Here is a 24355-nt window from a genome sequence, read left to right on the forward strand (position 1 = left end):
CACCGCCCCGGAGATGGCGCCGTCAGTTCGAGCGGTCCTTGGCGACCCGGTCGAACGCCTGCAGGCGCGCCACCAATTCCTCGAACTGGTTCAACGGCACCATATTCGGTCCGTCGGACGGCGCCTTGTCGGGATCGGGATGGGTCTCGACGAACACGCCGGCAATGCCGACCGCCACGGCGGCGCGCGCCAGCACCGGCACAAATTCGCGCTGCCCGCCCGACGAGGTGCCCTGACCGCCGGGCTGCTGCACCGAATGGGTGGCGTCGAAGATCACCGGAGCGCCGGTCGTCTCCGCCATGATCGGCAGGGCGCGCATGTCGGTGACGAGCGTGTTGTAGCCGAAGGAGACGCCGCGCTCGGTGACGAGCACGTTCGGATTGCCGCTCTCGGTGAGCTTGGCGACGACGTTCTTCATGTCCCACGGCGCAAGGAACTGCCCCTTCTTCACGTTCACCGTGCGCCCCGTCGCGGCGGCGGCGATGAGAAGGTCGGTCTGCCGGCACAGGAAGGCCGGGATCTGGAGAATGTCGACGACCTCGGCGACCGGTGCGCACTGGTCGTTCTCGTGCACGTCGGTCAGCACCGGCATGCCGTAGCGCTCGCGGATCTCGGCGAAGACGGGCAGGGCCGCCTCGAGCCCCATGCCGCGTGTGCCCTTGATCGAGGTGCGGTTCGCCTTGTCGAAGGAGGTCTTGAAGACGACGCCGATGCCGCGACGGGTGGCGATCTCCTTGATCGCGGCCGCGCATTCCAGCGCATGGTCGCGGCTTTCCATCTGGCAGGGGCCGGCGATCAACGCCAGCGGCAGGTCGTTGCCGAAGCGCACATCACCGATGGAAACGACGGAATTGGCGGTATGGCCGCTCATCGTGAGGTTCCTTGGAGAGGAAAGCGCGGCGTCAGACGACGCCGGCGCGCAGAATGTCGTGAATGTGGAGGATGCCGACCGGCGCGTCGTCCGCGACCGCGAAGACCACGGTGACGGGGACGGGGCGGCGGTTCATCTGGCCCAGAGCGGCGCTCGCCAGTGCGTCCGGCTGGACGACCAGCGGAGACCGCGTCATCACCGATTCGACCGGCTGCGCCAGAAGCTCGCCGCCCATATGCCGGCGCAGGTCGCCGTCCGTCACGATGCCGGCCAGCTTTCCCGCGCCGTCGACGACGCCACAGCAGCCGAAGCGCTTGCCGGTGATCTCGATTAGGACGTCGCTCATCGGCGTACCGAATGTCACCAGCGGCATTTCGGGGCCTTGGTGCATGAGGTCGGAGACCTTCAGCAGCCGCGCGCCCAGCTTGCCGCCGGGATGAAAGACGCGGAAGTCCGATGCCGAGAAGCCACGCCGCTCCAGCAGCGCCACCGCCAGAGCGTCGCCGATGGCGAGCTGCATGAGGGTGGAGGTGGTCGGCGCGAGGCCGTTCGGGCAGGCCTCTTCCACGCGCGGCAGCACCAGCACGGTATCGGCGGCGCGGCCGAGCGTGCTCTCCGTGTTCGAGGTGATGGCGAGCAGCGGCACGTCGAAACGCCGCGCGTAATGCACGACGTCGCCGAGTTCGGCGGTCTCGCCCGACCAGGAGATGGCCAGCAGCACGTCGTCCGGCGTCACCATGCCGAGGTCGCCATGGCTCGCTTCGGCGGCATGCAGGAACAGGGCGGGGGTGCCGGTGGAGGCGAGGGTAGCGGCGATCTTGCGGCCGATATGGCCGCTCTTGCCCATGCCGGTGACGATGACGCGCCCGCGCGCGCCTTCGATGAGGCCGGTGGCGCGCTCGATGGCATCGCCGAGCTCGCCCTCGACCGTCGCGCTCAGCGCGGCGAGGCCCTTGGCTTCGATGGCGAGGGTACGCCGCACGCTCTCGCGCAAGGTTTCGTCCCGGCGGGGCGTGCCGGCGACGGGGGTGTTCTGCGACTGGGCCATGCCCAAGGCCATACTCCCTTGCTTGCGGCGTCCGTCCGCCGGAAAGCGGACGGCGCGCCGTCCAGGGCCACGCCTGCGCGTCAATAAGCGCCAATCGGCCGCGATGCAATGGAGGGCAGGGGAGACCGCGCCGGGAACCGCCCGTGGCGGGCGCACGTTGTGATGCCGCGAATGGTAGGGGCGGATGAGCGAGGCCGGTCATGGAAATGAGGCCTAGCGCGGCGGAGGAGGCGGGCGCGCTGTGGAGCGAGCCGACCGAGAACCGCCGTGAGCGCCTGTGGCGCCGCCTTACCCAGACGGCCATCATCGCCGTCGCCATCGTCGTGCTCGCGGCGGCTCTGTTCGTGGCCCGCGCGGTGCTGATCCCCATCGTCGCGGCGGCCATCATCGGCAGCGTGATCGGCCCGGCCATCGAGGGGCTGGCGCGGCGTGGCATTCCCACCGCATTCGGCGCCGTCCTCATGGTTCTGGCCATCGTCGGGCTGTTCTACGCCATGGCGCTGGCGCTGGCGGGACCGCTGGCCGACTGGACGGCGCGGGCGCCGGAGATCGGCGCCATCCTGCAGGAACGATTCGCCGCGCTGAAGCCGAGCCTGCGGACTGTCGCGTCGATGATCGAATCGATTCAATCGATCGGCCGCGTCTCCGAGCCGCCCATGGCGGTCGAGATCGCCGACTCGCGCATGCTGGAGAGCATGGTCACGCTGGTCACGCCGGTGATCGGCGAGTTCATCCTGTTCCTCGGCTCGCTGCTGTTCTTCCTTGCCGGCCGGGTGCAGATCAAGCGACGGGTCGTGCAGGTGATGACACCGCGTTCGACGCGGCTGACGGCGCTGCGCGTGTTCCGCGAGATCGAGGGGCGGCTGGGCGCCTATCTGGTGACGGCGACCTTCATCAATATCGGCCTCGGTATCGCGACGGGGCTGATGACGTGGCTGCTGGGCCTTCCCAATCCACTGCTGTGGGCCGTGCTCGCCGGGGTGCTGAACTACATCCCCTATGTCGGCCCGGCGGTGATGACGCTGGTTCTGGCCATGGCCGGCATCGTCACCTTTCCCGGCATCGTGCCGGCGCTTCTTCCCGCCGTGGCCTTTCTCGTCATCACCAGCATCGAGGGACAGTTCCTCACGCCGTTGATCGTGGGACGCCGCGTCGCGCTCAATCCGTTCGCCGTTTTCCTGTCGATGGCGTTCTGGACGTGGCTGTGGGGACCGGCGGGCACCTTCCTTGCCGTGCCGCTGCTGATCGCGGCGATGGCGCTTGTGGATGGCGTGCTCGCAAAGCGGCGTCCGCAGCTGCCAGGCTGACACTATTCGTGGGAAGGCTGCCCGCACCCGCTTGACACCCGCTGGGGCCTGCCTTAACACCCGCCGCACTCGACGAGCGGTCCAGCACGGACCCGTCGTTGGGGGTGTAGCTCAGTTGGTTAGAGCGCCGGCCTGTCACGCCGGAGGTCGCGGGTTCGAGCCCCGTCACTCCCGCCACTCACATCAACAAGCCCACATCGATCGAGCAGGCGCGAAGAGACATCTGGTCTGGCTTCGCGACACTATTTTCTTCCTGCATCCCGGTCGGTCTGGCGCGGTGCGCGTCGGTAAGGCGCGTGCGAATTGCGAAGACCATCCCGCCGGATGGGCGCATATCCGCCGCACCGCTTTTTCGGAGCTTCAGCCATGTCCGTTTTCAACATCACGCTCGAGCGTACCGTCACGACGCGTGAAACCGGTCAGGTCACTGTGGATGCCGCCGATCTCGGTGAGGCGGAACGCATTGCGCGCAGCCAGGTGCGCAACGGCACCGCGCTCGACGTCGACTGGCAGTCCGACATTTCCGACGCCAGCCGCGTCGTCGTCGTGGATGTCGAGGAAGTCGACGGCGCCGGGGAGTGGGCGGCCTGAACGCCGGCTCTCTCCAAGGGCGCCTCCTATCGCCTCAGGCCGGACCTTCGGCCACGCGGCTCGCCAGCAGGGTGCCGCTGCGTTCGAGGATGGGGTAGGCGGCCGCCGCCACGATGTGGCTGTTGATCTGCTTCATGTCGCGCAGCAGGTCGAGATAGAGCGCGCTCGCCTGCGCGGTGATCAGCGAGCTGGTGCGCAGGCGCTCGAAATGCCGTTGCGTCGCGTTCGCCTCCGCATCGCGAAAGACCACCTTCTCATCGGCCAGCAGGCGCGCGGCGCGCGGATCCTCGGTCATGAAGAGCGAGGCGGCGGTGCGCAGATTGGCGATCAGGCGATCCATGAGCGTGATGAGTTCATCCTGCTGTGCCCGCTGAAGAGCCAGTCCACGCTTCAACCGCTTCGCGGCGTGGGGAAGCAACTGGCGATCGATCACGTCGCCCGCCTGTTCAAGATTCATCGCGAAGGCGAGAATCTCGTTCATGCGCCGATGGTCGTGGGGTCCGAGTTCATCCGGATCGATCGACGTCAGGTAGGACTTGATGGCCAGATTCAGTCGATCGAGCACATCGTCCCCACGACGCGTTTCGGCCATCTGGCGGCGGTCGCCGCTCTGCAACCCTTCGCGGGCACCGGACAACATCGTCTCCAGCGCGTCGGCCAGCCGCAGCGTCTCGCGTGCCGCGCCGCCCAGCGCCACGATGGGCGTTTCACGGGCCGCCGGGTCGAGATAGCGCGGGCGCGAGGGGTCGTCCGCCGCCGCCTGATCCGGCAGCAAGCGGCACAGCAGCCGCGACAGAGGCCCGAGGATTGGAAAGAACAGCGCGGCGGTCGCCACGTTGAACAGCGTGTGGAAATAGGCGACCGCCAACGCGTCGTCGGGCTGCAGCGTCACCATGAAGCGGCCGATCGGCTGCAGGGCGGCGAGGGCGATCACGATTCCCGCCAGACGGGTGATCAGGTTGCCGAGGGGCACGCGCCTGGCGGCCGGATCGGCGCCGGAGGCCCCTTCCAGAAGCGGATTGATCGCGGTGCCGAGATTGGCGCCGAGCACCAGCGCGAAGGCGGAATTCGGCGGCACGACCCCATTCGCCGCCAGCGACATGATCAGCAGCACCACCGCAACGCTGGAGTGCGCTGCCCATGTAAGGCCGGCGCCGATCAGCACGGCGAGCAGGGGGAGGGTGGAGATGCTGCCCAGAAGGATGCGCAGGCTCGGCGCGTCCTCGTAATCCTGAAGGAGGTCGAGCAACTGGTGCAGGGCGAGAAGCATCAGGCCGAGGCCGATCATCACGCGGCCGAGATCGTGGGTCTGCGAAGAGGAATCGCGCCGGAACATCAGCACGCCAACGAGGACGAGCGCCGGGGCGAGCGCCGCGATGTCGAGGGAGAACACCTGCACGATCAGCGTTGTGCCGACATTCGCACCCAGCATGGCTGCCAGTGCCGGAACGAGGTCGACGAGCCCCTCGGCCGCGAAGCCCGTCACCATCAGCCCGGTCGCGGTGCTGCTCTGCAGAAGGGTCGTGACGCCGAAGCCGGCCAGGAACGCCCGGAAGCGGTCGCCCATCGCATGGCCGAGGATCGATTTGAGTCGCGGACCAAAGGCGCGCTGCACGCCGGTCTGCACCATATGGGTGCCCCAGAGCAGCAGTGCGATGAAGCCGGCGAGGTCGACGAGCGTGGCGGGAAAGGTCATGCGCGACGTGCCTCCGGGACGTCTCGAGCCAGCACCCTGCTATTCTTGAACGAATGTCACTTTCGCGCCGGCATGCGGCTTTGTCGATCCTGCCGCAACGTCAGTCGGGTGCGGGTGAACCAGTTCGGGCGGCTCGCAGGATCTCGTCGAATGGCTTGTGAGCCGCCGGCGGCGGATGGGCGTTCAGCTTCCGAAGGCCGGGCCTGCCCGCCGATCACGATACCGTCACGATCGTTCAGCTAGCGTCGCCGCGGAAAAATTTCTGATCGACGCCGTGCGAAAGCCGCGCGCCAAATCCCCTTTCCCGCCCATATTTTGCGCGCGCAGGCAGGCCGATGCGCCGCGCAGCGGCAATGTTCGCGTGCAGGCTGTGAATCTTGTATGCCAGACCTGCGCGATTGGCTGCGGATGCCCTTGCCTCAGTCAGGGCGGTGAGATAAGCCTGCCGCGTGCTTTGAATATTTCGCAACTGCGATAGGCACGACCGATGACCTACGCTGGCCGGGGAGGATCCCATCCATGAGCAGTCTGCTTCAGGATTATCTGCCCGTTGTCATCTTCATCGGCGTCTCGGCGGTGATCGGCATCGCCCTGCTGGTGGCGCCGTTTCTGGTCGCCTTCAGCCGCCCGGATCCGGAGAAGATGTCGGCCTATGAATGTGGCTTCAATGCGTTCGACGACGCGCGCATGAAGTTCGACGTCCGCTTCTATCTGGTCTCCATCCTCTTCATCATCTTCGACCTCGAAGTGGCGTTCCTGTTCCCGTGGGCCATCACCTTCGGGGAGCTCGGCAGCTTCGGCTTCTGGTCGATGATGGTGTTCCTCGGCGTGCTGACCGTCGGTTTCGTCTATGAGTGGAAGAAGGGAGCGCTCGAATGGGATTGAGCGCAAATAGCCCTCTCGTCGCCCCGGCGGCCAAGGGAATCATCGACCCCAATACCGGCAGGCCGATCGGTGCGACCGATCCGTTCTTTGTCGAGGTCAATGCGGAGCTCGCCGACAAGGGCTTCCTCGTCACCGCGACGGACGAGCTCATCAACTGGGCGCGCACCGGCTCGCTGATGTGGATGACCTTCGGCCTGGCGTGCTGCGCGGTCGAGATGATGCAGACCTCGATGCCGCGTTATGACGTGGAGAGGTTCGGCTTCGCTCCGCGCGCGTCCCCGCGCCAGTCGGACGTGATGATCGTCGCCGGCACGCTGACCAACAAGATGGCGCCCGCGCTCCGCAAGGTCTACGACCAGATGCCGGAGCCGCGTTACGTGATCTCCATGGGCAGCTGCGCCAATGGCGGCGGCTACTACCACTACTCCTATTCGGTCGTGCGCGGCTGCGACCGCATCGTGCCGGTGGATATCTATGTTCCGGGCTGCCCGCCCACGGCAGAGGCCCTGCTGTACGGCGTGCTGCTGCTGCAGAAGAAGATCCGCCGCACGGGCACGATCGAGCGCTGAGGGTTCGAGGCGAAATGGACGAGACGCTGAAAGAGCTGGGCGCGCATGTTCAGGAAGCCCTTCCCGATGCCGTCGGGGAGGTGATCGTCGCTTATGGCGAGCTCACCCTCGTTGCGTCCGCGGCCGAGGTGTTGAAGGTTCTCGCTTTCCTGCGCGATGATCCGTCCTGCCGCTTCGTCAGCTTCATCGATGTCTGCGGCGTGGACTGGCCGAAGCGCGAGAAGCGTTTCGACGTCGTGTACCATCTGCTGTCCCCGACCCTGAACGCGCGCATCCGCGTGCGTGTCGAGACCGACGAGACGACGCCCGTTCCCTCCGCGACCGCCGTCTTCCCGGGCGCGTTCTGGTTCGAGCGCGAAGCCTACGACATGTACGGCATCCTGTTCTCGGGCCATCCCGAGCTGCGGCGCCTGCTGACCGATTACGGCTTTGACGGCTATCCGCTGCGCAAGGACTTCCCGACCACCGGCTTCGTCGAGGTGCGTTACGACGACGAGCGCAAGCGTGTGGTCTACGAGCCGGTGAAACTCGCCCAGGAGTTCCGCAACTTCGACTTCCTGTCGCCGTGGGAGGGGCCCGAATACGTGCTCCCGGGTGACGAGAAGGCAACCGCCCCGAAGGCGGGCTGAGGTGAGGTCCGAGCGATGAACGCACCCGGCAAGATCGACCCGAACGTCCGCAACTTCCAGATCAACTTCGGACCGCAACATCCTGCAGCGCATGGTGTTTTGCGCCTCGTTCTGGAGCTGGACGGTGAAATCATCGAGCGGGTCGATCCGCATATCGGCCTGCTCCACCGCGGCACGGAGAAGCTGCTCGAGACCAAGACCTATCTGCAGGCCATGCCCTATTTCGATCGGCTCGACTACGTCGCGCCGATGAACCAGGAGCATGCCTTCTGCATGGCGGTGGAGCGGCTGCTCGGCATCGAGGTGCCGAAGCGCGGCCAGCTGATCCGCGTGCTCTATTCCGAGATCGGCCGCATCCTCTCCCACATGCTCAACGTGACCACGCAGGCGATGGACGTCGGCGCGCTCACCCCGCCGCTGTGGGGCTTCGAGGAACGCGAGAAGCTGATGGTCTTCTACGAGCGCGCCTCCGGTTCGCGCATGCACGCGGCCTATTTCCGCCCCGGCGGCGTGCATCAGGACCTGCCGCAGAAGCTCGTCGAGGACATTCGCGATTTCATCCCGCACTTCCTGAAGGTCTGCGACGATCTCGAAGGTCTGCTCACCGACAACCGCATCTTCAAGCAGCGCAACGTCGACATCGGCATCGTGAGCCTTGAGGACGCCTTCGCCTGGGGCTTCTCGGGCGTGATGGTGCGCGGCTCGGGCGCTGCGTGGGACCTGCGCAAGTCGCAGCCCTACGAGTGCTACGACGAGATGGAATTCGACATTCCCGTCGGCAAGAACTGCGACAACTACGATCGCTACTGTATCCGCATGGAGGAGATGCGGCAGTCGGCGTACATCATGCGCCAGTGCTGCGAGCGTCTCCTCAAGGAGGCCGGCCCGGTCTCGGCCGTCGACAACAAGGTCGTTCCGCCCAAGCGTGGCGAGATGAAGCGCTCGATGGAAGCGCTGATCCATCATTTCAAGCTCTACACGGAAGGCTTCCACGTTCCCGCCGGCGAGGTCTATGCCGCAGTGGAGGCGCCCAAGGGCGAGTTCGGCGTCTATCTCGTCGCCGACGGCACCAACAAACCCTATCGCTGCAAGATCCGCGCGCCCGGCTTCGCGCATCTCCAGGCGATGGATTTCCTTTGCCGCGGCTACATGCTCGCGGACGTGTCGGCGATCCTCGGGTCGCTCGACATCGTGTTCGGTGAAGTGGACCGCTGAGCCGGGTTCGGCCAGCGGTTCGATCGGAAGGGTACGGCATGTCTGTCCGTAGGCTTGCGCCAAAAGAGGTTCAGCCCGAGAGCTTCGCGTTCACGGCCGAGAATCTTGTTTGGGCCGAGAAGACCATCGCGAAGTATCCCGCCGGCCGGCAGGCCAGCGCGGTCATTCCGCTGTTGATGCGCGCGCAGGAGCAGGCGGGCGGCTGGGTCTCGGAGCCGGCGATGCGCTATGTCGGCGACATGCTCGGCATGGCGCCGATCCGCGTCTACGAGATCGCCACCTTCTACACCCAGTTCCAGCTTCAGCCGGTCGGCAGGAAAGCGCACATTCAGGTCTGCGGCACCACGCCGTGCATGCTGAAGGGCGCCGGCGACCTGATGAAGGTCTGCAAGCGGCGCATCAACGCCGAGCCGTTCCATCTCTCCGAGAACGGCGATTTCTCGTGGGAAGAGGTGGAGTGCGCCGGCACCTGCACCAACGCGCCGATGATCCAGGTCTGGAAGGATGTCTACGAGGACCTGACGTCCGAAGACCTGGACAAGATCCTCGATGCGTTCGAGCGCGGCGAGAAGCCGACGTCGGGCCCGCAGAACGGCCGTATTACCTCGGCTCCGGTCACGGGGCTGCGCGTGCTGACCTCGCCGGAGCTCTATGACGGCTCGATGGTCGGGCAGGGCGCCGGCCTTGCGCTTGCCCGCGAGGCGATTGCTGCTCGTGCCAATGGCGAGACGGCCCCTCCGGCTCCGCCGCCGGCCGCCGCTGCGGCGGCTCCGCCGGCGCCGCCCAAGAGCGATCCGGCTCCGGCCGCGCCGCCGCCGGCCAAGGCGGTCGAGGCTGCCGGCAGTGCTGACAGCGAGAAGCCCGCCAAGCCCGTGGCTCCGCCGCCGGGCGAGAAGGCGTCGGATTGAGGAGCGAACCATGCTTGCTGACAAGGATCGCATCTTCACCAACATCTACGGCCACCACGACTGGGGGCTGCAGGGCGCGCTGAAGCGCGGCTCGTGGGATGGTACCAAGACCATTCTCGACGCCGGCCGCGACTGGATCATCGAGCACATGAAGGCCTCGGGCCTGCGCGGGCGCGGTGGCGCCGGCTTCCCGACCGGCCTCAAGTGGTCGTTCATGCCCAAGAACAATGACGGGCGGCCGCACTATCTCGTCGTCAACGCCGACGAGTCGGAGCCCGGCACCTGCAAGGATCGCGAGATCCTGCGCCACGACCCCCATCATCTGGTCGAAGGCTGCCTGATCGCCGGCTTCGCCATGGGTGCCCACGCCGCCTACATCTATGTTCGCGGCGAGTTCATCCATGAGCGTGAGCGCCTGCAGGCGGCGGTCGATCAGGCCTATGAGGCGCGCCTGATCGGCAAGAACAACGTTAACGGCTGGGACTTCGACGTCTACGTCCACCACGGCGCTGGCGCCTATATCTGCGGCGAGGAGACGGCGCTGCTGGAGAGCCTGGAAGGCAAGAAGGGCCAGCCGCGCCTGAAGCCGCCGTTCCCGGCCAATGTGGGCCTCTATGGCTGCCCGACGACGGTGAACAACGTCGAGTCCATCGCTGTCGCGCCGACCATCCTGCGGCGCGGCGCGGCGTGGTTCTCGTCCATCGGTCGGCCGAACAATGTCGGCACCAAGCTCTATGGCATCTCCGGCCATGTGAACACGCCCTGCGTCGTCGAAGACGCGATGGGCATCCCGTTCAAGGAGCTGATCGAGAAGCATGGCGGCGGCGTACGCGGCGGCTGGGACAACCTGCTCGCCATCATCCCCGGCGGCGCGTCCTGCCCGATCGTCCCGGCGGACCAGTGCGAAGACCTGATCATGGACTTCGATGGCTGCCGCGCCGTGAAGTCCAGCTTCGGCACCGCCGGCGTGCTGGTGATGGACAAGTCCACGGACGTGGTGAAGGCGATCTCCCGCATCTCCTATTTCTTCCGGCACGAGAGCTGCGGCCAGTGCACGCCCTGCCGCGAGGGCACGGGCTGGATGTGGCGCGTGCTCGACCGCATGGTCGAGGGGCGCGCGCAGAAGCGCGAGATCGACCTGCTGCTCCAGGTCACGACGCAGGTCGAGGGCCACACCATCTGCGCGCTCGGCGACGCGGCGGCGTGGCCGGTGCAGGGCCTGATCCGGCATTTCCGCGGCGAGATCGAGCGTCGGATCGACCAGTACGCGGCGAACCCGCATTCCGATCCGGTCCCGGTGCCGGTCGCGGCGGAGTGAGAAAGCATCATGGCCAAGATCATCGTCGACGACATCGAGCTTGATGTTCCGCCGGAATACACGCTCCTCCAGGCCTGCGAGGCGGCCGGCGCGGAGATTCCGCGCTTCTGCTTCCATGAGCGCCTGTCGATCGCCGGCAACTGCCGCATGTGCCTCGTCGAGGTGAAGGGCGGTCCGCCCAAGCCGACGGCGAGCTGCGCCATGAACGTGCGCGATCTGCGCCCCGGCCCGAATGGCGAGCCGCCCGTGGTGCTCACCAAGAGCCCCATGGTGAAGAAGGCGCGCGAAGGGGTGATGGAGTTCCTGCTCATCAACCACCCGTTGGACTGCCCGATCTGCGACCAGGGCGGCGAGTGCGACCTGCAGGACCAGGCCATGGCCTATGGCGTGGACACGTCCCGCTATGCCGAGAACAAGCGCGCGGTCGAGGACAAGTATATCGGCCCGCTCATCAAGACCTCCATGACGCGGTGCATCCAGTGCACCCGCTGCGTGCGCTTCACCACGGAAGTGGCGGGCGTCGCCGAGCTCGGCGCCATCGGGCGCGGCGAGGACATGGAGATCACCACCTATCTCGAGGCGGCGCTCTCCTCGGAGCTGCAGGGCAACGTCGCCGACCTCTGCCCGGTCGGCGCGCTTACCCAGCGGCCTTATGCCTTCCACGCCCGTCCGTGGGAACTGGTGAAGACCGAGTCCGTCGATGTGATGGATGCCGTCGGCTCCAACATTCGCGTCGATACGCGCGGTCGCGAGGTCATGCGCGTCCTTCCGCGGCTCAACGAGGACGTGAACGAGGAGTGGATCTCCGACAAGACCCGCTACATCTGGGACGGTCTGAAGACGCAGCGTCTCGACCGCGCCTATGTGCGGGTTGGCGGCAAGTTGAAGCCTGCGAGCTGGCCGGAGGCTTTCGCCGCCATCGCCGAGAAGGTGAAGGGTGTTCCCGGCAACCGCATCGGCGGCCTGGTCGGCGACCTCGCCTCGGTGGAGGAGACCTTCGCCCTCAAGTCGCTGCTGACGGCGCTGGGATCGGCGAACATCGACTGCCGGCAGGACGGCACCAAGCTCGACCCGTCGCTCGGTCGCGCCAGCTACCTGTTCAACGCCGGCATCGCCGGCATCGAGCAGGCGGACGCGCTGCTGATCATCGGTTCCGATCCGCGCCGTGAGGCGAGCGTGCTCAACTCCCGGATCCGCAAGCGCTGGCTGCAGGGCAATTTCCCGATCGGCCTGATCGGCGAGCATGTCGACCTGACCTATCCCTATGACTATCTCGGCGCCGGTTCCGACACGCTGGTCGATCTCGTGGGCAGCGGCACTTTCGCGGAAACGCTGAAGAACGCCCAGCATCCGCTGATCCTGATCGGGCAGGGCGCTCTTTCGCGTCCCGACGGTGCCGCCGTGCTGGCGCTCGCCGCGCGGCTGGCCGTGGCGGTCGGCGCCGTCAAGGATGGCTGGAACGGCTTCTCCGTGCTGCACACCGCGGCTTCGCGGGTCGGCGCGCTCGATCTCGGCGCCGTGCCGGGTGAGGGCGATCTCGACGCCGTGGCGATGACCAATCCGGGTGGCGTTGACGTCCTGTTCGCACTCGGCGCCGACGAGATCGACATCGCTCCGGGCGCCTTCGTGGTCTACATTGGCACGCATGGCGACCGCGGCGCGCACCGCGCCGACGTCATCCTGCCGGGGGCGGCCTATACCGAGAAGTCCGGCACCTATGTGAACACGGAAGGGCGGGCGCAGCTCGCCAACCGTGCCGCCTTCCCGCCGGGCGAGGCCCGCGAGGACTGGGCGGTGCTGCGCGCTCTCTCGGACGTCATCGGCAAGCGGCTGCCCTTCGACAGCCTTTCCGAGCTCAGGGCGGCGCTCTACAAGGGGCATCCGCATCTGGCCCGTATCGAGCACGTCGTGCCGGCCGATCCGGCGGCGGTGCTCGCGCTTGCCAATGCCGGCGGTACGCCGGCGAGCGCGCCGTTCAAGGCAGCCGTCACCGAGTTCTATCTCACCAACCCGATCGCCCGCGCGTCCGCCGTGATGGCCGAATGCTCCGCGCTCGCCCATAGCCGCCTTGCGGCGGCGGCCGAGTGAGGGGAGAGAGCACATGACCGAAACGACCTGGTTCGACACGCTGCTTCAGGTGCTCATCATCGTCGCCCAGAGCCTCGCGCTGCTGGTCGGGCTGCTGATCATCGTCGCCTATGTGCTGCTGGCCGACCGCAAGATCTGGGCGGCGGTGCAGCTGCGCCGCGGCCCCAACGTGGTCGGGCCGTTCGGCCTGTTCCAGTCTTTCGCGGACCTGATCAAGTTCGTGCTCAAGGAGCCGGTCATCCCAGACGGCTCGAACAAGGGCGTGTTTCTGCTGGCGCCCTTCGTCACCTGCCTGCTGGCGCTCGCCGCCTGGGCGGTGGTGCCGATCGATGCCGGCTGGGTGGTCGCGGACATCAATGTCGGTGTGCTCTACATCTTCGCGATCTCGTCGCTGGGTGTGTACGGCACCATCATGGCCGGCTGGGCGTCGAACTCGAAGTATCCCTTCCTGTCGGCGCTGCGCGCGGCGGCGCAGATGGTATCCTACGAGGTCTCCATCGGCTTCGTCATCGTCACCGTGCTGCTCTGCGCTGGCTCGCTGAACCTCTCAGCCATCGTCGAGGCCCAGAATACCCAGTGGGGCCTGCTCGGCTGGTACTGGCTGCCGCTGTTCCCGATGTTCGTGATCTTCTTCATCTCGGCGCTTGCCGAGACGAACCGCCCGCCCTTCGATCTGGGCGAAGCGGAGTCCGAGCTCGTGGCCGGCTTCATGGTGGAATATGGCTCCACCCCGTACATGATGTTCATGCTCGGCGAGTACGTGGCGATCATGACCATGTGCGCGCTGATGGCCATCCTGTTCATGGGCGGATGGCTGCCGCCGGTGCCGGTAGCGCCCTTTACCTGGGTGCCGGGCATCGTCTGGTTCCTGCTCAAGGTTCTGCTGGTCTTCTTCATGTTCGCCATGGTGAAGGCAATGGTTCCCCGCTACCGCTACGATCAGCTCATGCGCCTCGGCTGGAAGGTGTTCCTGCCGATCTCGCTGGCGATGGTTGTGATCGTGGCCAGCGTGCTGCACTTCACCGGCCTGGCGGCCGGGGGAGGCTGAGATGGAAGGCGCGCTCGCGGCTCTTACCGAGGCATCCGCCATCGGTTGGGTCGGGGCGCTCGCCGGCGCGCTGTTTGGTGCGTTCGAATGGTTCATTCTGCCACGGGTCGTCGAAACGTCGATCCGCGGTTCCCGGGAGGCCCGGAAGCTGAGCGCTGATCAGCTCGAGGGCGTGATTTCATGGTGGAAGACCGTTATTCGGGTCTTCGCCGTTTCGATGCCGCTGGTGGGCTTCGGCCTCGCCGCGGCCTTGGCCGACTGAGGAGAGCGTCATGAGGTTGGATCTGGCCGCACGCCAGTTGCTGCTCACCGAGTTCGTCTCGGCGTTCTTCCTGGCTATGCGCTATTTCTTCAAGCCGAAGGCGACGCTGAACTACCCCTTCGAAAAGGGGCCGGTGTCGCCGCGCTTCCGTGGCGAGCATGCACTGCGGCGCTACCCGAATGGCGAGGAACGCTGCATCGCCTGCAAGCTGTGCGAGGCGATCTGCCCGGCGCAGGCCATCACCATCGAGGCTGGCCCGCGCCGTAACGACGGCACCCGCCGCACGACGCGTTACGACATCGACATGGTGAAGTGCATCTATTGCGGCTTCTGCCAGGAAGCCTGCCCGGTGGACGCCATCGTCGAGGGGCCGAACTTCGAGTTCGCCACCGAGACGCGCGAGGAACTCTATTACGACAAGGCCAAGCTGCTCGCGAACGGCGACCGCTGGGAGCGCGAGATCGCGCGCAACATGGCGCTGGACGCGCCGTACCGTTGAGCGCGCAGGGGATTGGGCAAGGGGTCGTGTACGTGAAGACCGTAACGATACGAGCCGCTAAGGCTCTTCGCGCCGCCGCCGTCGGGAAGACGCGCGCGGTGATGACTGGGGAGTGCCGGGCATGAGCCTCGCCGCGCTGTTCTTCTATCTCTTTGCCGGGGTGGCCGTCGCCTCGGCCTTCATGGTCATCGCCTCGCGGAACCCGGTTCACTCGGTCCTGTTCCTGATCCTGACCTTCGTGAACGCCTCCGGCCTGTTCATCCTGATCGGCGCCGAATACATCGCGATGCTGCTGATCGTCGTCTATGTCGGCGCGGTCGCGGTGCTGTTCCTGTTCGTGGTGATGATGCTCGACGTCGATTTCGTCGAACTCCGCCAGGGCTTCCTGCAGTACCTGCCGGTCGGCGCTCTGGTCGGCCTCGTCTTCTTCGCCGAACTGGTGCTGGTGGTCGGCTCGTGGACCTTCGGCGAGGGCGTGACCGGCGCGGTCGCGGCCTCTTCGGACGTGTCGAACGCGGTGCAGATCGGCCGGGTGCTCTACACGGACTACGTCTACTTCTTCCAGGCGGCCGGCCTCGTCCTGCTGGTCGCCATGATCGGCGCCATCGTGCTGACGCTTCGACACAAGGAGAACGTCAAGCGCCAGAGCATCCCGGTCCAGAACGCGCGCACCAAGGCGATGGCGATCGACGTCGTCAAGGTGCCTTCCGGCAAGGGGCTCTGAGCCATGGCGATCGGCCTTCCGCACTATCTGACCGTCGCGGCCATCCTGTTCACGCTCGGCACGCTCGGCATCTTCCTCAACCGGAAGAACGTCATCGTCATTCTGATGTCGGTCGAGCTCATCCTGCTGGCGGTGAATATCAACCTCGTCGCCTTCTCGGTCTTCCTCGGCAACATCACCGGGCAGGTCTTCGCGCTGTTCGTGCTGACGGTCGCCGCCGCCGAGGCCGCCATCGGTCTCGCCATCCTCGTGGTGTTCTACCGCAACCGCGGTTCGATCGCCGTCGAGGACATCAACACCATGAAGGGCTGAGCGGGCATTCATGTACCAGGCGATTGTCTTCCTCCCCCTCGTCGGCTTCCTCATCGCCGGCCTGTTCGGCCGGCTGATCGGCGCGCGCGCCTCGGAACTGGTCACGACCGGGCTTCTCTTCGTCTCCGCCTTCTTCGCGTGGATCGTCTTCTTCCAGACCGGCTTCGGTGGCCAGGACGGAACGGTCGAGCTGTTCACCTGGATGGCGTCCGGTGGGCTCGACGTGCGCTGGGCGATCCGTGTGGACACGCTCACCTCGGTGATGCTGATCCTCGTGACCAGCGTCTCCTCGCTCGTGCACCTCTATTCGATGGGGTACATGCACGAGGACCCCAGCCGCCCGCGCTTCTTCGCCTATCTCTCGCTCTTCACCTTCGCCATGCTGATGCTGGTGACGAGCGACAATCTGGTGCAGATGTTCTTCGGCTGGGAAGGCGTCGGCCTCGCCTCCTACCTGCTGATCGGCTTCTGGTACGACAAGCCGTCGGCCTGCGCGGCGGCGATGAAGGCCTTCATCGTCAACCGCGTCGGCGACTTCGGCTTCATCCTCGGCATCGCCGCGGTGTTCATGATGACCGGCTCGATCTCGTTCGAGCAGATCTTCGCCTCGGCGCCCTCGCTGCTCGACAAGAACATCCTGTTCCTCGGCTATGAGTGGCATGCGCCGACCATCATCTGCCTGCTGCTCTTCGTGGGCGCCATGGGCAAGTCGGCCCAGCTCGGCCTCCACACCTGGCTGCCGGACGCGATGGAAGGCCCGACCCCGGTGTCGGCACTGATCCACGCCGCGACCATGGTCACTGCCGGCGTGTTCATGGTGGCGCGCCTGTCGCCATTGTTCGAGCTGTCGCAGACGGCGCTCAACGTCGTGCTGTTCGTCGGCGCCTCGACCGCCTTCTTCGCCGCGACCATCGGCTGCGTGCAGAACGACATCAAGCGCGTCATCGCCTATTCGACCTGCTCGCAGCTCGGCTACATGTTCGTCGCGCTCGGCACCGGCGCCTACTCGGTCGGCATCTTCCACCTGCTGACGCACGGCTTCTTCAAGGCGCTTCTGTTCCTTGCCGCCGGTTCCGTCATCCACGCGATGCACCATGAGCAGGACATGCGGCACATGGGCGGCCTGTGGCGGAAGATCCCGTTCACCTATGCCACCATGATGATCGGTGGTCTGGCGCTGACGGGCTTCCCCTTCACGGCCGGCTATTTCTCGAAGGACGCGATCATCGAGACCGCCTTCGTGAGCCACAGCCCGTTCGCCACCTATGCCTGGGTGCTGACGGTGGCTGCCGCGGCGCTGACCGCCTTCTACACCTGGCGGCAGATGTTCATGACCTTCCACGGCGAGACCCGTGCGGACCATCACACTTACGACCACGCGCATGAATCGCCGCTGGTCATGCTGATCCCGCTCGGCCTGCTTTCGCTCGGGGCGATCTTCGCGGGCATGATCCTGTACCCCTATTTCGTGGGGCAGGACGTGGATCATTTCTTCCGCGAGTCGATCTTCATGGGGCCGGAGAACAAGATCCTCGAGGAGATGCACCACATCCCCGGCTGGGCGAAGTGGGCGCCGACGGTGATGATGGCGCTCGGCTTCATCGTCGCCTACTGGATGTACATCGCCAACACGGCCGTGCCGAAGGCGATCGCCAAGCAGAACGACGTGCTGTACCGCTTCCTGCTCAACAAGTGGTACTTCGACGAGATCTACGACTTCCTCTTCGTTCGCCCGACAATGTGGCTCGGCAACTTCCTGTGGAAGCAGGGTGATGTGCGCGTCATCGACGGCTACGGACCGAACGGCGTCTCGGCCCGGGTGGTCGATGTGACGAACAGGGTGGTCCGGCTGCAGACCGGCTATCTCTACCACTATGCGTTCGTGATGCTGGTTGGCGTCGCGGCCCTCATCACCTGGTTCATGTTCGGGGGCTCGCACTGATGTACGACTGGCCCATCCTTTCCGTCGTCACCTTCCTGCCGCTCGTCGGCGCGCTGCTCATCGTCCTGATGATCCGCGGCGACGACGAGGTGGCGCAGCGCAACGCCCGCTGGGTCGCGCTGTGGGCGACCCTCGTCACCTTCGTCATCTCGCTGCTGCTGCTCTTCGGGTTCGACCCGTCGAGTCACGAATTCCAGTTCCTCGAGCAGAAGCCCTGGCTCGGCGACGTCGCGACCTATCGCATGGGCGTCGACGGCATCTCGATGCCCTTCGTGCTGCTCACCACGCTGCTGATGCCGATGTGCATCCTGGCGAGCTGGGAGTCGATCCATGTGCGCGTCAAGGAGTACATGATCTGCTTCCTGGTGCTCGAGACGCTGATGATCGGCACCTTCGCGGCTCTCGACTTGCTGCAGTTCTACATCTTTTTCGAAGGCGGCCTGATCCCGATGTTCCTCATCATCGGCATCTGGGGCGGCAAGCGGCGCATCTACGCCACCTTCAAGTTCTTCCTCTACACGCTCGCCGGCTCCGTGCTCATGATGCTCGCCATCATGGCCATGTACTGGCAGGCGGGCACGACCGACATCACGGCGCTGCTGAAGTTCGATTTCCCGGCCGGCATGCAGTACTGGCTGTGGCTCGCCTTCTTCGCCTCCTTCGCGGTGAAGATGCCGATGTGGCCGGTGCACACCTGGCTTCCCGACGCGCATGTCGAGGCGCCGACAGCCGGTTCGGTCATCCTGGCGGGCATCCTTTTGAAGATGGGCGGCTACGGCTTCCTGCGTTTCAGCCTGCCCATGTTCCCGGAGGCGTCGGCCTATTTCGCGCCCTTCGTCTTCACGCTCTCGGTGATCGCGATCGTCTACACGTCGCTGGTCGCCCTGATGCAGGAGGACATCAAGAAGCTGATCGCCTACTCGTCCATCGCCCATATGGGCTACGTGACGATGGGCATCTTCACCCTGACCCAGGAGGGCATCCAGGGCGCGGTGTTCCAGATGGTCAGCCACGGCTTCGTGTCGGGCGCGCTGTTCCTGTGTGTCGGTGTCATCTATGACCGCATGCACACCCGCGAGATCGCGGCCTATGGCGGCATCGTGCATCGCATGCCGATCTACGCGACGGTGTTCATGGTGTTCACTATGGCGAATGTCGGCTTGCCGGGCACCTCGGGCTTCATCGGCGAATTCCTCACCATCATCGCCACCTTTGGGCGGAACAGCTGGGTGGCGCTCTTTGCCGCCACCGGCGTGATCCTGTCGGCCTCCTACGCGCTGTGGCTCTACCGCCGGGTGATCTTCGGGGCGCTGGAAAAGGACAGCCTGAAGGGGCTGCTCGACCTCAACGGCCGCGAGATGGCCTCGCTCATCCCGCTGCTGTTGCTCACCCTCCTCTTCGGTATCTGGCCGCAGCCGATCCTTGACGCCTGCAACGCCGCGGTGGGCGCGATCGTCGCGCGCGCCGACGTGGCGACCGAAGCCGTCAAGGCCGCCGCGCTGGTGCTGCCTTGATCCGCCCCCTGATGACCTTCGCGGAGCCTGTTCGATGACCTTCACCCTTGCCGCGCTCGGCCCCGCGCTGCCCGAACTGTTGCTGGCCGTTTCCGCCATCCTGCTGCTGCTGTTCGGCGCCATCGTCGGCCCGAAGTCGACGGATACCGTGAACGGCCTCACGCTCGCGGCGCTGTTCGCGGCGCTGGTGCTGGTCATTCTCGGCCCGTCGCAGGCGACGCTGTTCGGCGGAGCGTTCCAGGTCGACGAATATGGGCGCTTCCTGAAGGTCCTCGCCCTGCTGGGTGCCGGCGGCACGCTTGCCATGTCGGTCGACTGGCTGAAGGTGGAGAAGCAGAGCCGCTTCGAGTTCGCCATCCTCGTGCTGCTGTCGACGCTCGGCATGATGATGCTGATCTCGGCCGGCGACCTAATCGCGCTCTATATGGGCCTCGAGCTGATGAGCCTCGCGCTCTACGTGATCGCCGCCAACAACCGCGATTCCGTGCGCTCGACCGAGGCCGGCCTGAAGTACTTCGTGCTCGGCGCGCTTTCCTCGGGCATGTTCCTCTATGGCGCGTCGCTGATCTATGGCTTCACCGGCTCGGTGAACTTCGCCCGCATCGCTGAGGCCGCCCGCGAGCCTTCGCTCGGCCTTATCTTCGGCATCGTGTTCACCTTTGCTGGCCTGTGCTTCAAGGTTTCGGCCGTGCCGTTCCACATGTGGACGCCGGACGTCTATGAGGGTGCGCCGGCGCCGGTGACGGCGTTCTTCGCGGCGGCCCCGAAGGTCGCGGCCATGGCGGTGTTCGTGCGCTTCGCCATCGAGGCGCTTCCGAACGTCGTGCACCAGTGGCAGCAGATCATCGTCTTCGTCTCCATCGCCTCGATGGCGCTTGGCTCCTTCGCCGCCATCGGCCAGCGAAACCTCAAGCGCCTCATGGCCTATTCATCGATCGGCCACATGGGGTACGCGCTGGTCGGCCTCGCCGCCGGCACGGAGCAGGGCGTGCGCGGCGTGCTGGTCTACATGACCATCTACATGGCGATGACGCTGGGTACCTTCGCCTGCATCCTGTCGATGCGCCGCAAGGACGGCGTGGTCGAGAACTACGACGAGCTCGCGGGTCTCGCCCGCACCAGCCCGGTCAAGGCGTTCTTCCTGGCGGCGCTGATGTTCTCGCTCGCCGGTATCCCGCCGCTCGCCGGCTTCCTCGCGAAGTACTACGTCTTCCTCGCCGCAATCGAGGCGGGGCTGTACACGCTTGCCGTCATCGGCGTGCTCACCAGCGTGGTCGGCGCCTTCTACTACCTGCGTATCGTCAAGGTGATGTACTTCGACGAGCCGGCGCCGGCCTTCGAGCCGATGCCGTCGGAGTTGCGCGCGGTGCTCGCCGTCTCGGGCCTGTTCACCGTGCTGCTCTTCGTCTATCCGGCGCCGCTGCTGGCGGCGGCGGGCGCAGCCGCGCGGGCGCTCTTCTGAGAATGACGCATCCGCCGGGCGCAACGCCGGTCATCCGCTTCGATACGGTCGGCTCCACCAATGCCGAGGCGCTGGCCGCGATCGGCGGACCGGCGCCTTGCTGGTTCGTCGCGGAGCGGCAGACTGGCGGCCGTGGCCGCCGTGGCCGGCCTTGGACGTCGGAGCCGGGCAACCTCTATGCATCGCTGCTGCTGGTCGATGCCGGGCCGGCGGCGCGCCAGCCCGAGCTGTGCTTCGTGGCGGCGCTGGCGCTCTATGACGCGGTTCGGGCCGTCACCGGCATCGATCCGCTGCGCATCGGCCTGAAATGGCCGAACGACGTGATGATCGACGGCGCCAAGCTGGCCGGCATCCTGCTGGAAGGCACCGCGCTGCCGGGCGGCCGCATGGCGACTGTCATCGGCTTCGGCGTCAATTGCGCCCATCATCCGGCCGACACGCCCTACGGCGCCATCGATCTTTCCGGCGCGGGCTATCCGACTGAACCTCCGGCCATGCTTGCCGCGCTCGACGCCGCCATGCGCCACCGTCTCGCCGAATGGGCGCGCGGGGAGGGGTTCGCCGATATCCGCGAGGCCTGGCTGATGCGGGCGTCAGGGGTTGGCAAGCCGGTGACCGTGCGCCTCGGCGAGCGGCAGTCGGAAGGGATCTTTGAGGCGCTCGACTTTTCGGGTGCTATGGTGTTGCGCCGCCCCGACGGGGTGCGCGAGACGATCAGCGCCGGCGACGTTTTCCCGTCGCCGCGCGCGTCAGTGTGAAAGGGAGTCGCGTGAGCAAATGGCCGGACGAGCTGGTCTTCGCCCCCCTCGGTGGGGTTGGCGAAATCGGCATGAACCTCGGGCTCTACGGTTTCGGCCCGCGCAACCGGCGCAAATGGCTCGCGGTCGATCTCGGCATTTCCTTCGCGCCGCCCGAGGTGCCGGGGATCGACCTGATCATGCCGGACGTGTCCTTCCTCGAGGATCAGGTGGATGCCGGCAATCTGGTCGGGCTGGTGATTACCCACGGCCACGAGGATCACATCGGCGCCCTCGTCGATCTGTGGCCGCGGCTTGGATGCACGGTCTACACCACCCCCTTCACGCACGCGCTGGCGGAAGTGCGCCGGCTGGGCGAGCCGGGCGCCCCGAAGATTCCCTTCCATGTCGTTCCGACCGGGGGGCGGGTGCGGATCGACCCGTTTGACGTGGAGTTCCTCCCCGTCGCCCATTCCATCCCCGACAGCCACGCCCTCGCCATCCGCACGCCGCTCGGCCTCGTCGTGCACACGGGCGACTGGAAGATCGACCCGACACCGGTCGTCGGCAACGTCACCGATCCGGCTCGCTTCTCCGCGCTCGGCGACGAGGGCGTGCGCGCGGTCGTGTGCGATTCCACCAACGCAATCCGCGACGGCATCTCGCCTTCCGAGGTGGATGTGCAGGGCGTGCTGGCGGAGCTGATCGCCGCCGCGCCGCATCGCGTGGCGGTGACGACCTTCGCCTCCAATGTCGCGCGCATCCGCTCCATCGCCGAGGCGGCGATGAAGACGGGCAGGGAAGTGGTACTGGTCGGTCGCGCCATGGAGCGTGTGGTTTCGGTGGCGCGCGAGCAGCATATGCTCGATGGACTGCCGCCCTTCCGCCCGGCCGACGCCTATGGCTTCCTGCCGCGCGACAAGGTGGTGGCGATCCTCACCGGTAGCCAGGGCGAGCCGCGCGCGGCTCTCGCCCGCATTGCCGATGACGACCATCCCGAGATCGCACTGTCGCCGGGCGATCAGGTCATCTTCTCGTCGCGCACCATTCCCGGCAATGAGCGTCCGGTGAACCGCATCATCAATGCGCTGGTGCTGCAGGGCGTGAAGGTCATCACCGACCGCGACGCGCTGGTGCATGTCTCCGGTCATCCGCGCCGGGGCGAACTGGAGCAGATGTATCAGTGGCTGCGTCCGCAGGTCTCGGTGCCGGTGCATGGCGAGCCGCTGCATCTGGCCGAGCACGCCGATCTCGCTCGCCGCATGGGGGCCCGCGAGGTCGTTCGTCTGGTCGATGGAGACGTGGTGCGCCTCGTCAGCGCCGATCCGTCGCTCGGTGCCGAGGTGATCGAGGAACTGCCCGCCGGGCGTCTTTACAAGGACGGGCAGGTGCTCATTGGCGCGGATGATCCCGCCGTTGCCGAGCGCCGCCGCCTGTCCTTCTCGGGGCTGGTGTCGGTTGCCGTCGCCATGTCCGCCAAGGGCGAGGTGGTGGGCGATCCGATGATCGACCTCTCCGGCCTGCCGCGCCACGGCATTGGCGGCAAGCCGCTCGACGACGTGGTGGAGGAAGCCGTCCTCGATTGCCTCGACGGACTGCCCAAGCCGCGCCGGCGCGACCCCGACGCCGTGGCGGAGTCGGTCACGCGGGCGGTCCGCGGATCGGTGAACGCCGCCTGGGGCAAGAAGCCGCTCTGCCATGTGCTGGTGATCACGGTATGAAGGACGCGCCCGGCGCCGCCTGCCGCGAAAGTTGAATGCCTTTCTCACGGGGAACGTGATCCAAGGGGCGGCATTGAGCGGCGGCATTCGTGCCGCCCGCATACGGTCTCCGGGAGGCGGCATGCTCCTCGGATGCCCATGAGGGGAGCGTATTCGCATGATCGGTCGTCTCAACCATGTCGCCATCGCCGTGCCGGATCTTGATGCGGCCATCGCCATTTATCGTGACACGCTCGATGCCGAGGTGTCGGAGGTGGTGCCGCAGCCCGAGCATGGCGTGAACACGGTCTTCGTCGTCCTTCCGAACACCAAGGTCGAACTGCTCGGCGTACTGGGCGCGGACTCGCCGATCGCCAAATTCCTGGAACGCAATCCCGAAGGCGGCATCCACCACATCTGCTACGAGGTGGAAGATATCCGCGCCGCTCGCGACCGCCTTCTCGCCGCCGGCGCGCGCGTGCTGGGCTCGGGCGAGCCGCGCATCGGGGCGCACGGCAAGCCGGTGCTGTTCCTCCACCCGAAGGATTTCCTCGGCACTCTGGTCGAACTCGAGCAGGCCTGACGCACTCCCATGGGCATCACCACCTACATCGCGATCTACTTCATCGTCTGGTGGACGGTGATCTTCACCATCCTGCCCTTCGGCGTGCGCTCCCAGCATGAGGACGGTGTGGTCGAGGATGGAACCGAGCCGGGCGCGCCCCAGCGTCCGCTGCTGCTGCGCAAGGCGCTGGTGACGACGGTGGTGGCGGCCGTGATCGTCGGGCTGTTCGCGTGGTCGGTCGAAACCGGCCGGCTCACGCTCGACATGTTCCCGCTGCCGATCAAACTTTACTGAAATGGCCGCGCCGGTCTGACCCCGCGCCGGTCTGACCCAAGGTCAAAAACAAGGCTGTAGAGGTAAAAAAAGAGGCGGGACTCAAGGTCCCGCCCGCTTGTTTGGCCGCCCGCACCTGATTCCGTGCCGTTTCGGCATCTGTCAGGGGGCTTTCTTAGCCGTTATTCCTCC

24 protein-coding genes and 1 tRNA gene are annotated in these 24355 nt (G+C 66.2%); 22 read left to right on the forward strand and 3 right to left on the reverse strand.

Features of this window, described 5'->3' with window-relative positions; genetic code table 11:
• Positions 1-22: 22 nt before the first annotated feature.
• Both kdsA and FO470_RS13095 read right to left on the reverse strand, forming a co-directional pair.
• On the reverse strand, positions 23-871 hold the full coding sequence (gene kdsA, locus FO470_RS13090; RefSeq protein WP_144343419.1) for a 3-deoxy-8-phosphooctulonate synthase: 849 nt from the start codon (positions 869-871) through the stop codon (positions 23-25).
• A 31-nt stretch (positions 872-902) separates the two neighbouring features.
• The gene (locus FO470_RS13095; protein WP_144343420.1) at positions 903-1919 is read right to left on the reverse strand and encodes a KpsF/GutQ family sugar-phosphate isomerase; all 1017 of its coding nucleotides are present in this window, start codon (positions 1917-1919) and stop codon (positions 903-905) included.
• Between the two features lie 200 nt (positions 1920-2119).
• Here FO470_RS13095 and FO470_RS13100 point away from each other — a divergent pair, with 200 nt between their 5' ends.
• The 3 genes from FO470_RS13100 (at position 2120) to FO470_RS13110 (ending at position 3817) form a co-directional block, all read left to right on the forward strand.
• Positions 2120-3226 carry an AI-2E family transporter gene (locus tag FO470_RS13100; RefSeq protein WP_144343421.1) on the forward strand — a complete coding sequence of 369 codons (1107 nt, stop codon included), beginning with the start codon at positions 2120-2122 and terminating at the stop codon, positions 3224-3226.
• Between the two features lie 100 nt (positions 3227-3326).
• Positions 3327-3403 (forward strand) — tRNA-Asp (locus tag FO470_RS13105).
• Between the two features lie 189 nt (positions 3404-3592).
• The gene (locus FO470_RS13110) at positions 3593-3817 is read left to right on the forward strand and encodes a hypothetical protein (protein ID WP_144343422.1); all 225 of its coding nucleotides are present in this window, start codon (positions 3593-3595) and stop codon (positions 3815-3817) included.
• Positions 3818-3851: 34 nt separating this feature from the next.
• Here FO470_RS13110 and FO470_RS13115 read toward each other — a convergent pair whose 3' ends face one another.
• Complete coding sequence (locus FO470_RS13115) at positions 3852-5513, reverse strand: Na/Pi cotransporter family protein (RefSeq protein ID WP_144343423.1); 1662 nt, start codon at positions 5511-5513, stop codon at positions 3852-3854.
• Positions 5514-6032: 519 nt separating this feature from the next.
• Between FO470_RS13115 and FO470_RS13120 the strand changes: the two genes are divergently transcribed.
• The 19 genes from FO470_RS13120 to FO470_RS13210 all read left to right on the forward strand — a co-directional run bounded on the left by FO470_RS13120 (position 6033) and on the right by FO470_RS13210 (position 24184).
• The gene (locus tag FO470_RS13120; protein ID WP_144343424.1) at positions 6033-6398 is read left to right on the forward strand and encodes an NADH-quinone oxidoreductase subunit A; all 366 of its coding nucleotides are present in this window, start codon (positions 6033-6035) and stop codon (positions 6396-6398) included.
• Positions 6389-6967 (forward strand): NuoB/complex I 20 kDa subunit family protein, encoded by a 579-nt coding sequence (locus tag FO470_RS13125; RefSeq protein ID WP_144343425.1) that lies wholly within the window; start codon positions 6389-6391, stop codon positions 6965-6967. The genes FO470_RS13120 and FO470_RS13125 overlap by 10 nt, the downstream gene beginning before the upstream one ends.
• Before the next feature lie 14 nt (positions 6968-6981).
• Positions 6982-7596, forward strand: coding sequence for an NADH-quinone oxidoreductase subunit C (locus FO470_RS13130; protein ID WP_144343426.1), 615 nt, complete (start codon positions 6982-6984; stop codon positions 7594-7596).
• Between the two features lie 15 nt (positions 7597-7611).
• Positions 7612-8811, forward strand: a complete 1200-nt coding sequence (locus FO470_RS13135) for an NADH-quinone oxidoreductase subunit D (RefSeq protein ID WP_144343427.1) — start codon at positions 7612-7614, stop codon at positions 8809-8811.
• Between the two features lie 38 nt (positions 8812-8849).
• On the forward strand, positions 8850-9719 hold the full coding sequence (nuoE, locus tag FO470_RS13140; RefSeq protein WP_144343428.1) for an NADH-quinone oxidoreductase subunit NuoE: 870 nt from the start codon (positions 8850-8852) through the stop codon (positions 9717-9719).
• A gap of 10 nt (positions 9720-9729) precedes the next feature.
• Complete coding sequence (nuoF, locus tag FO470_RS13145; protein ID WP_144343429.1) at positions 9730-11037, forward strand: NADH-quinone oxidoreductase subunit NuoF; 1308 nt, start codon at positions 9730-9732, stop codon at positions 11035-11037.
• Positions 11038-11046: 9 nt separating this feature from the next.
• A complete protein-coding gene (gene nuoG / locus FO470_RS13150) occupies positions 11047-13125 on the forward strand; it encodes an NADH-quinone oxidoreductase subunit NuoG (protein ID WP_144343430.1) in 2079 nt (692 codons plus the stop codon).
• A 13-nt stretch (positions 13126-13138) separates the two neighbouring features.
• Positions 13139-14173 (forward strand): NADH-quinone oxidoreductase subunit NuoH, encoded by a 1035-nt coding sequence (gene nuoH, locus FO470_RS13155; RefSeq protein WP_144343431.1) that lies wholly within the window; start codon positions 13139-13141, stop codon positions 14171-14173.
• Between the two features lies 1 nt (position 14174).
• Complete coding sequence (locus FO470_RS13160; protein ID WP_144343432.1) at positions 14175-14435, forward strand: hypothetical protein; 261 nt, start codon at positions 14175-14177, stop codon at positions 14433-14435.
• Between the two features lie 10 nt (positions 14436-14445).
• Positions 14446-14934, forward strand: coding sequence for an NADH-quinone oxidoreductase subunit NuoI (gene nuoI / locus FO470_RS13165; protein ID WP_013166662.1), 489 nt, complete (start codon positions 14446-14448; stop codon positions 14932-14934).
• Between the two features lie 121 nt (positions 14935-15055).
• A complete protein-coding gene (locus tag FO470_RS13170) occupies positions 15056-15658 on the forward strand; it encodes an NADH-quinone oxidoreductase subunit J (protein ID WP_144343433.1) in 603 nt (200 codons plus the stop codon).
• A 3-nt stretch (positions 15659-15661) separates the two neighbouring features.
• Positions 15662-15970: an NADH-quinone oxidoreductase subunit NuoK gene (gene nuoK, locus FO470_RS13175; protein ID WP_144343434.1), complete on the forward strand. Its 309-nt coding sequence runs from the start codon at positions 15662-15664 to the stop codon at positions 15968-15970.
• A gap of 10 nt (positions 15971-15980) precedes the next feature.
• Positions 15981-17912, forward strand: a complete 1932-nt coding sequence (nuoL, locus tag FO470_RS13180) for an NADH-quinone oxidoreductase subunit L (RefSeq protein ID WP_144343435.1) — start codon at positions 15981-15983, stop codon at positions 17910-17912.
• Positions 17912-19426: an NADH-quinone oxidoreductase subunit M gene (locus tag FO470_RS13185; protein WP_144343436.1), complete on the forward strand. Its 1515-nt coding sequence runs from the start codon at positions 17912-17914 to the stop codon at positions 19424-19426. Before nuoL ends, FO470_RS13185 begins: the two co-directional genes overlap by 1 nt.
• A gap of 34 nt (positions 19427-19460) precedes the next feature.
• A complete protein-coding gene (nuoN, locus tag FO470_RS13190) occupies positions 19461-20888 on the forward strand; it encodes an NADH-quinone oxidoreductase subunit NuoN (protein WP_144343437.1) in 1428 nt (475 codons plus the stop codon).
• Between the two features lie 2 nt (positions 20889-20890).
• On the forward strand, positions 20891-21646 hold the full coding sequence (locus FO470_RS13195) for a biotin--[acetyl-CoA-carboxylase] ligase (RefSeq protein ID WP_144343438.1): 756 nt from the start codon (positions 20891-20893) through the stop codon (positions 21644-21646).
• Positions 21647-21657: 11 nt separating this feature from the next.
• Complete coding sequence (locus tag FO470_RS13200) at positions 21658-23346, forward strand: ribonuclease J (protein ID WP_144343439.1); 1689 nt, start codon at positions 21658-21660, stop codon at positions 23344-23346.
• 157 nt (positions 23347-23503) lie between these two features.
• Positions 23504-23908 carry a methylmalonyl-CoA epimerase gene (gene mce / locus FO470_RS13205; protein ID WP_144343440.1) on the forward strand — a complete coding sequence of 135 codons (405 nt, stop codon included), beginning with the start codon at positions 23504-23506 and terminating at the stop codon, positions 23906-23908.
• 9 nt (positions 23909-23917) lie between these two features.
• Entirely contained in the window at positions 23918-24184 is a 267-nt protein-coding gene (locus FO470_RS13210) for a DUF1467 family protein (RefSeq protein ID WP_144343441.1), read from the forward strand.
• Positions 24185-24355: the final 171 nt, after the last annotated feature.

Origin of the sequence: Ancylobacter moscoviensis (assembly GCF_007559435.1) — a bacterium.
GTDB classification, from domain to species: domain Bacteria; phylum Pseudomonadota; class Alphaproteobacteria; order Rhizobiales; family Xanthobacteraceae; genus Ancylobacter; species Ancylobacter moscoviensis.

What these genes read in the sequence shown, in the direction of transcription:
- FO470_RS13110 (WP_144343422.1), top strand. Translation starts at nt 3,593, where the DNA reads ATGTCCGTTTTCAACATCACGCTCGAGCGTACCGTCACGACGCGTGAA.
- FO470_RS13100 (WP_144343421.1), top strand. Translation starts at nt 2,120, where the DNA reads ATGGAAATGAGGCCTAGCGCGGCGGAGGAGGCGGGCGCGCTGTGGAGC.
- FO470_RS13170 (WP_144343433.1), top strand. Translation starts at nt 15,056, where the DNA reads ATGAGCCTCGCCGCGCTGTTCTTCTATCTCTTTGCCGGGGTGGCCGTC.
- FO470_RS13120 (WP_144343424.1), top strand. Translation starts at nt 6,033, where the DNA reads ATGAGCAGTCTGCTTCAGGATTATCTGCCCGTTGTCATCTTCATCGGC.
- FO470_RS13115 (WP_144343423.1), bottom strand. Translation starts at nt 5,513, where the DNA reads ATGACCTTTCCCGCCACGCTCGTCGACCTCGCCGGCTTCATCGCACTG.
- FO470_RS13185 (WP_144343436.1), top strand. Translation starts at nt 17,912, where the DNA reads ATGTACGACTGGCCCATCCTTTCCGTCGTCACCTTCCTGCCGCTCGTC.
- kdsA (WP_144343419.1), bottom strand. Translation starts at nt 871, where the DNA reads ATGAGCGGCCATACCGCCAATTCCGTCGTTTCCATCGGTGATGTGCGC.
- FO470_RS13160 (WP_144343432.1), top strand. Translation starts at nt 14,175, where the DNA reads ATGGAAGGCGCGCTCGCGGCTCTTACCGAGGCATCCGCCATCGGTTGG.
- nuoL (WP_144343435.1), top strand. Translation starts at nt 15,981, where the DNA reads ATGTACCAGGCGATTGTCTTCCTCCCCCTCGTCGGCTTCCTCATCGCC.
- FO470_RS13210 (WP_144343441.1), top strand. Translation starts at nt 23,918, where the DNA reads ATGGGCATCACCACCTACATCGCGATCTACTTCATCGTCTGGTGGACG.
- nuoK (WP_144343434.1), top strand. Translation starts at nt 15,662, where the DNA reads ATGGCGATCGGCCTTCCGCACTATCTGACCGTCGCGGCCATCCTGTTC.
- nuoG (WP_144343430.1), top strand. Translation starts at nt 11,047, where the DNA reads ATGGCCAAGATCATCGTCGACGACATCGAGCTTGATGTTCCGCCGGAA.
- nuoH (WP_144343431.1), top strand. Translation starts at nt 13,139, where the DNA reads ATGACCGAAACGACCTGGTTCGACACGCTGCTTCAGGTGCTCATCATC.
- FO470_RS13125 (WP_144343425.1), top strand. Translation starts at nt 6,389, where the DNA reads ATGGGATTGAGCGCAAATAGCCCTCTCGTCGCCCCGGCGGCCAAGGGA.
- nuoI (WP_013166662.1), top strand. Translation starts at nt 14,446, where the DNA reads ATGAGGTTGGATCTGGCCGCACGCCAGTTGCTGCTCACCGAGTTCGTC.
- FO470_RS13135 (WP_144343427.1), top strand. Translation starts at nt 7,612, where the DNA reads ATGAACGCACCCGGCAAGATCGACCCGAACGTCCGCAACTTCCAGATC.
- nuoF (WP_144343429.1), top strand. Translation starts at nt 9,730, where the DNA reads ATGCTTGCTGACAAGGATCGCATCTTCACCAACATCTACGGCCACCAC.
- nuoE (WP_144343428.1), top strand. Translation starts at nt 8,850, where the DNA reads ATGTCTGTCCGTAGGCTTGCGCCAAAAGAGGTTCAGCCCGAGAGCTTC.
- FO470_RS13130 (WP_144343426.1), top strand. Translation starts at nt 6,982, where the DNA reads ATGGACGAGACGCTGAAAGAGCTGGGCGCGCATGTTCAGGAAGCCCTT.
- FO470_RS13095 (WP_144343420.1), bottom strand. Translation starts at nt 1,919, where the DNA reads ATGGCCCAGTCGCAGAACACCCCCGTCGCCGGCACGCCCCGCCGGGAC.
- mce (WP_144343440.1), top strand. Translation starts at nt 23,504, where the DNA reads ATGATCGGTCGTCTCAACCATGTCGCCATCGCCGTGCCGGATCTTGAT.
- FO470_RS13195 (WP_144343438.1), top strand. Translation starts at nt 20,891, where the DNA reads ATGACGCATCCGCCGGGCGCAACGCCGGTCATCCGCTTCGATACGGTC.
- nuoN (WP_144343437.1), top strand. Translation starts at nt 19,461, where the DNA reads ATGACCTTCACCCTTGCCGCGCTCGGCCCCGCGCTGCCCGAACTGTTG.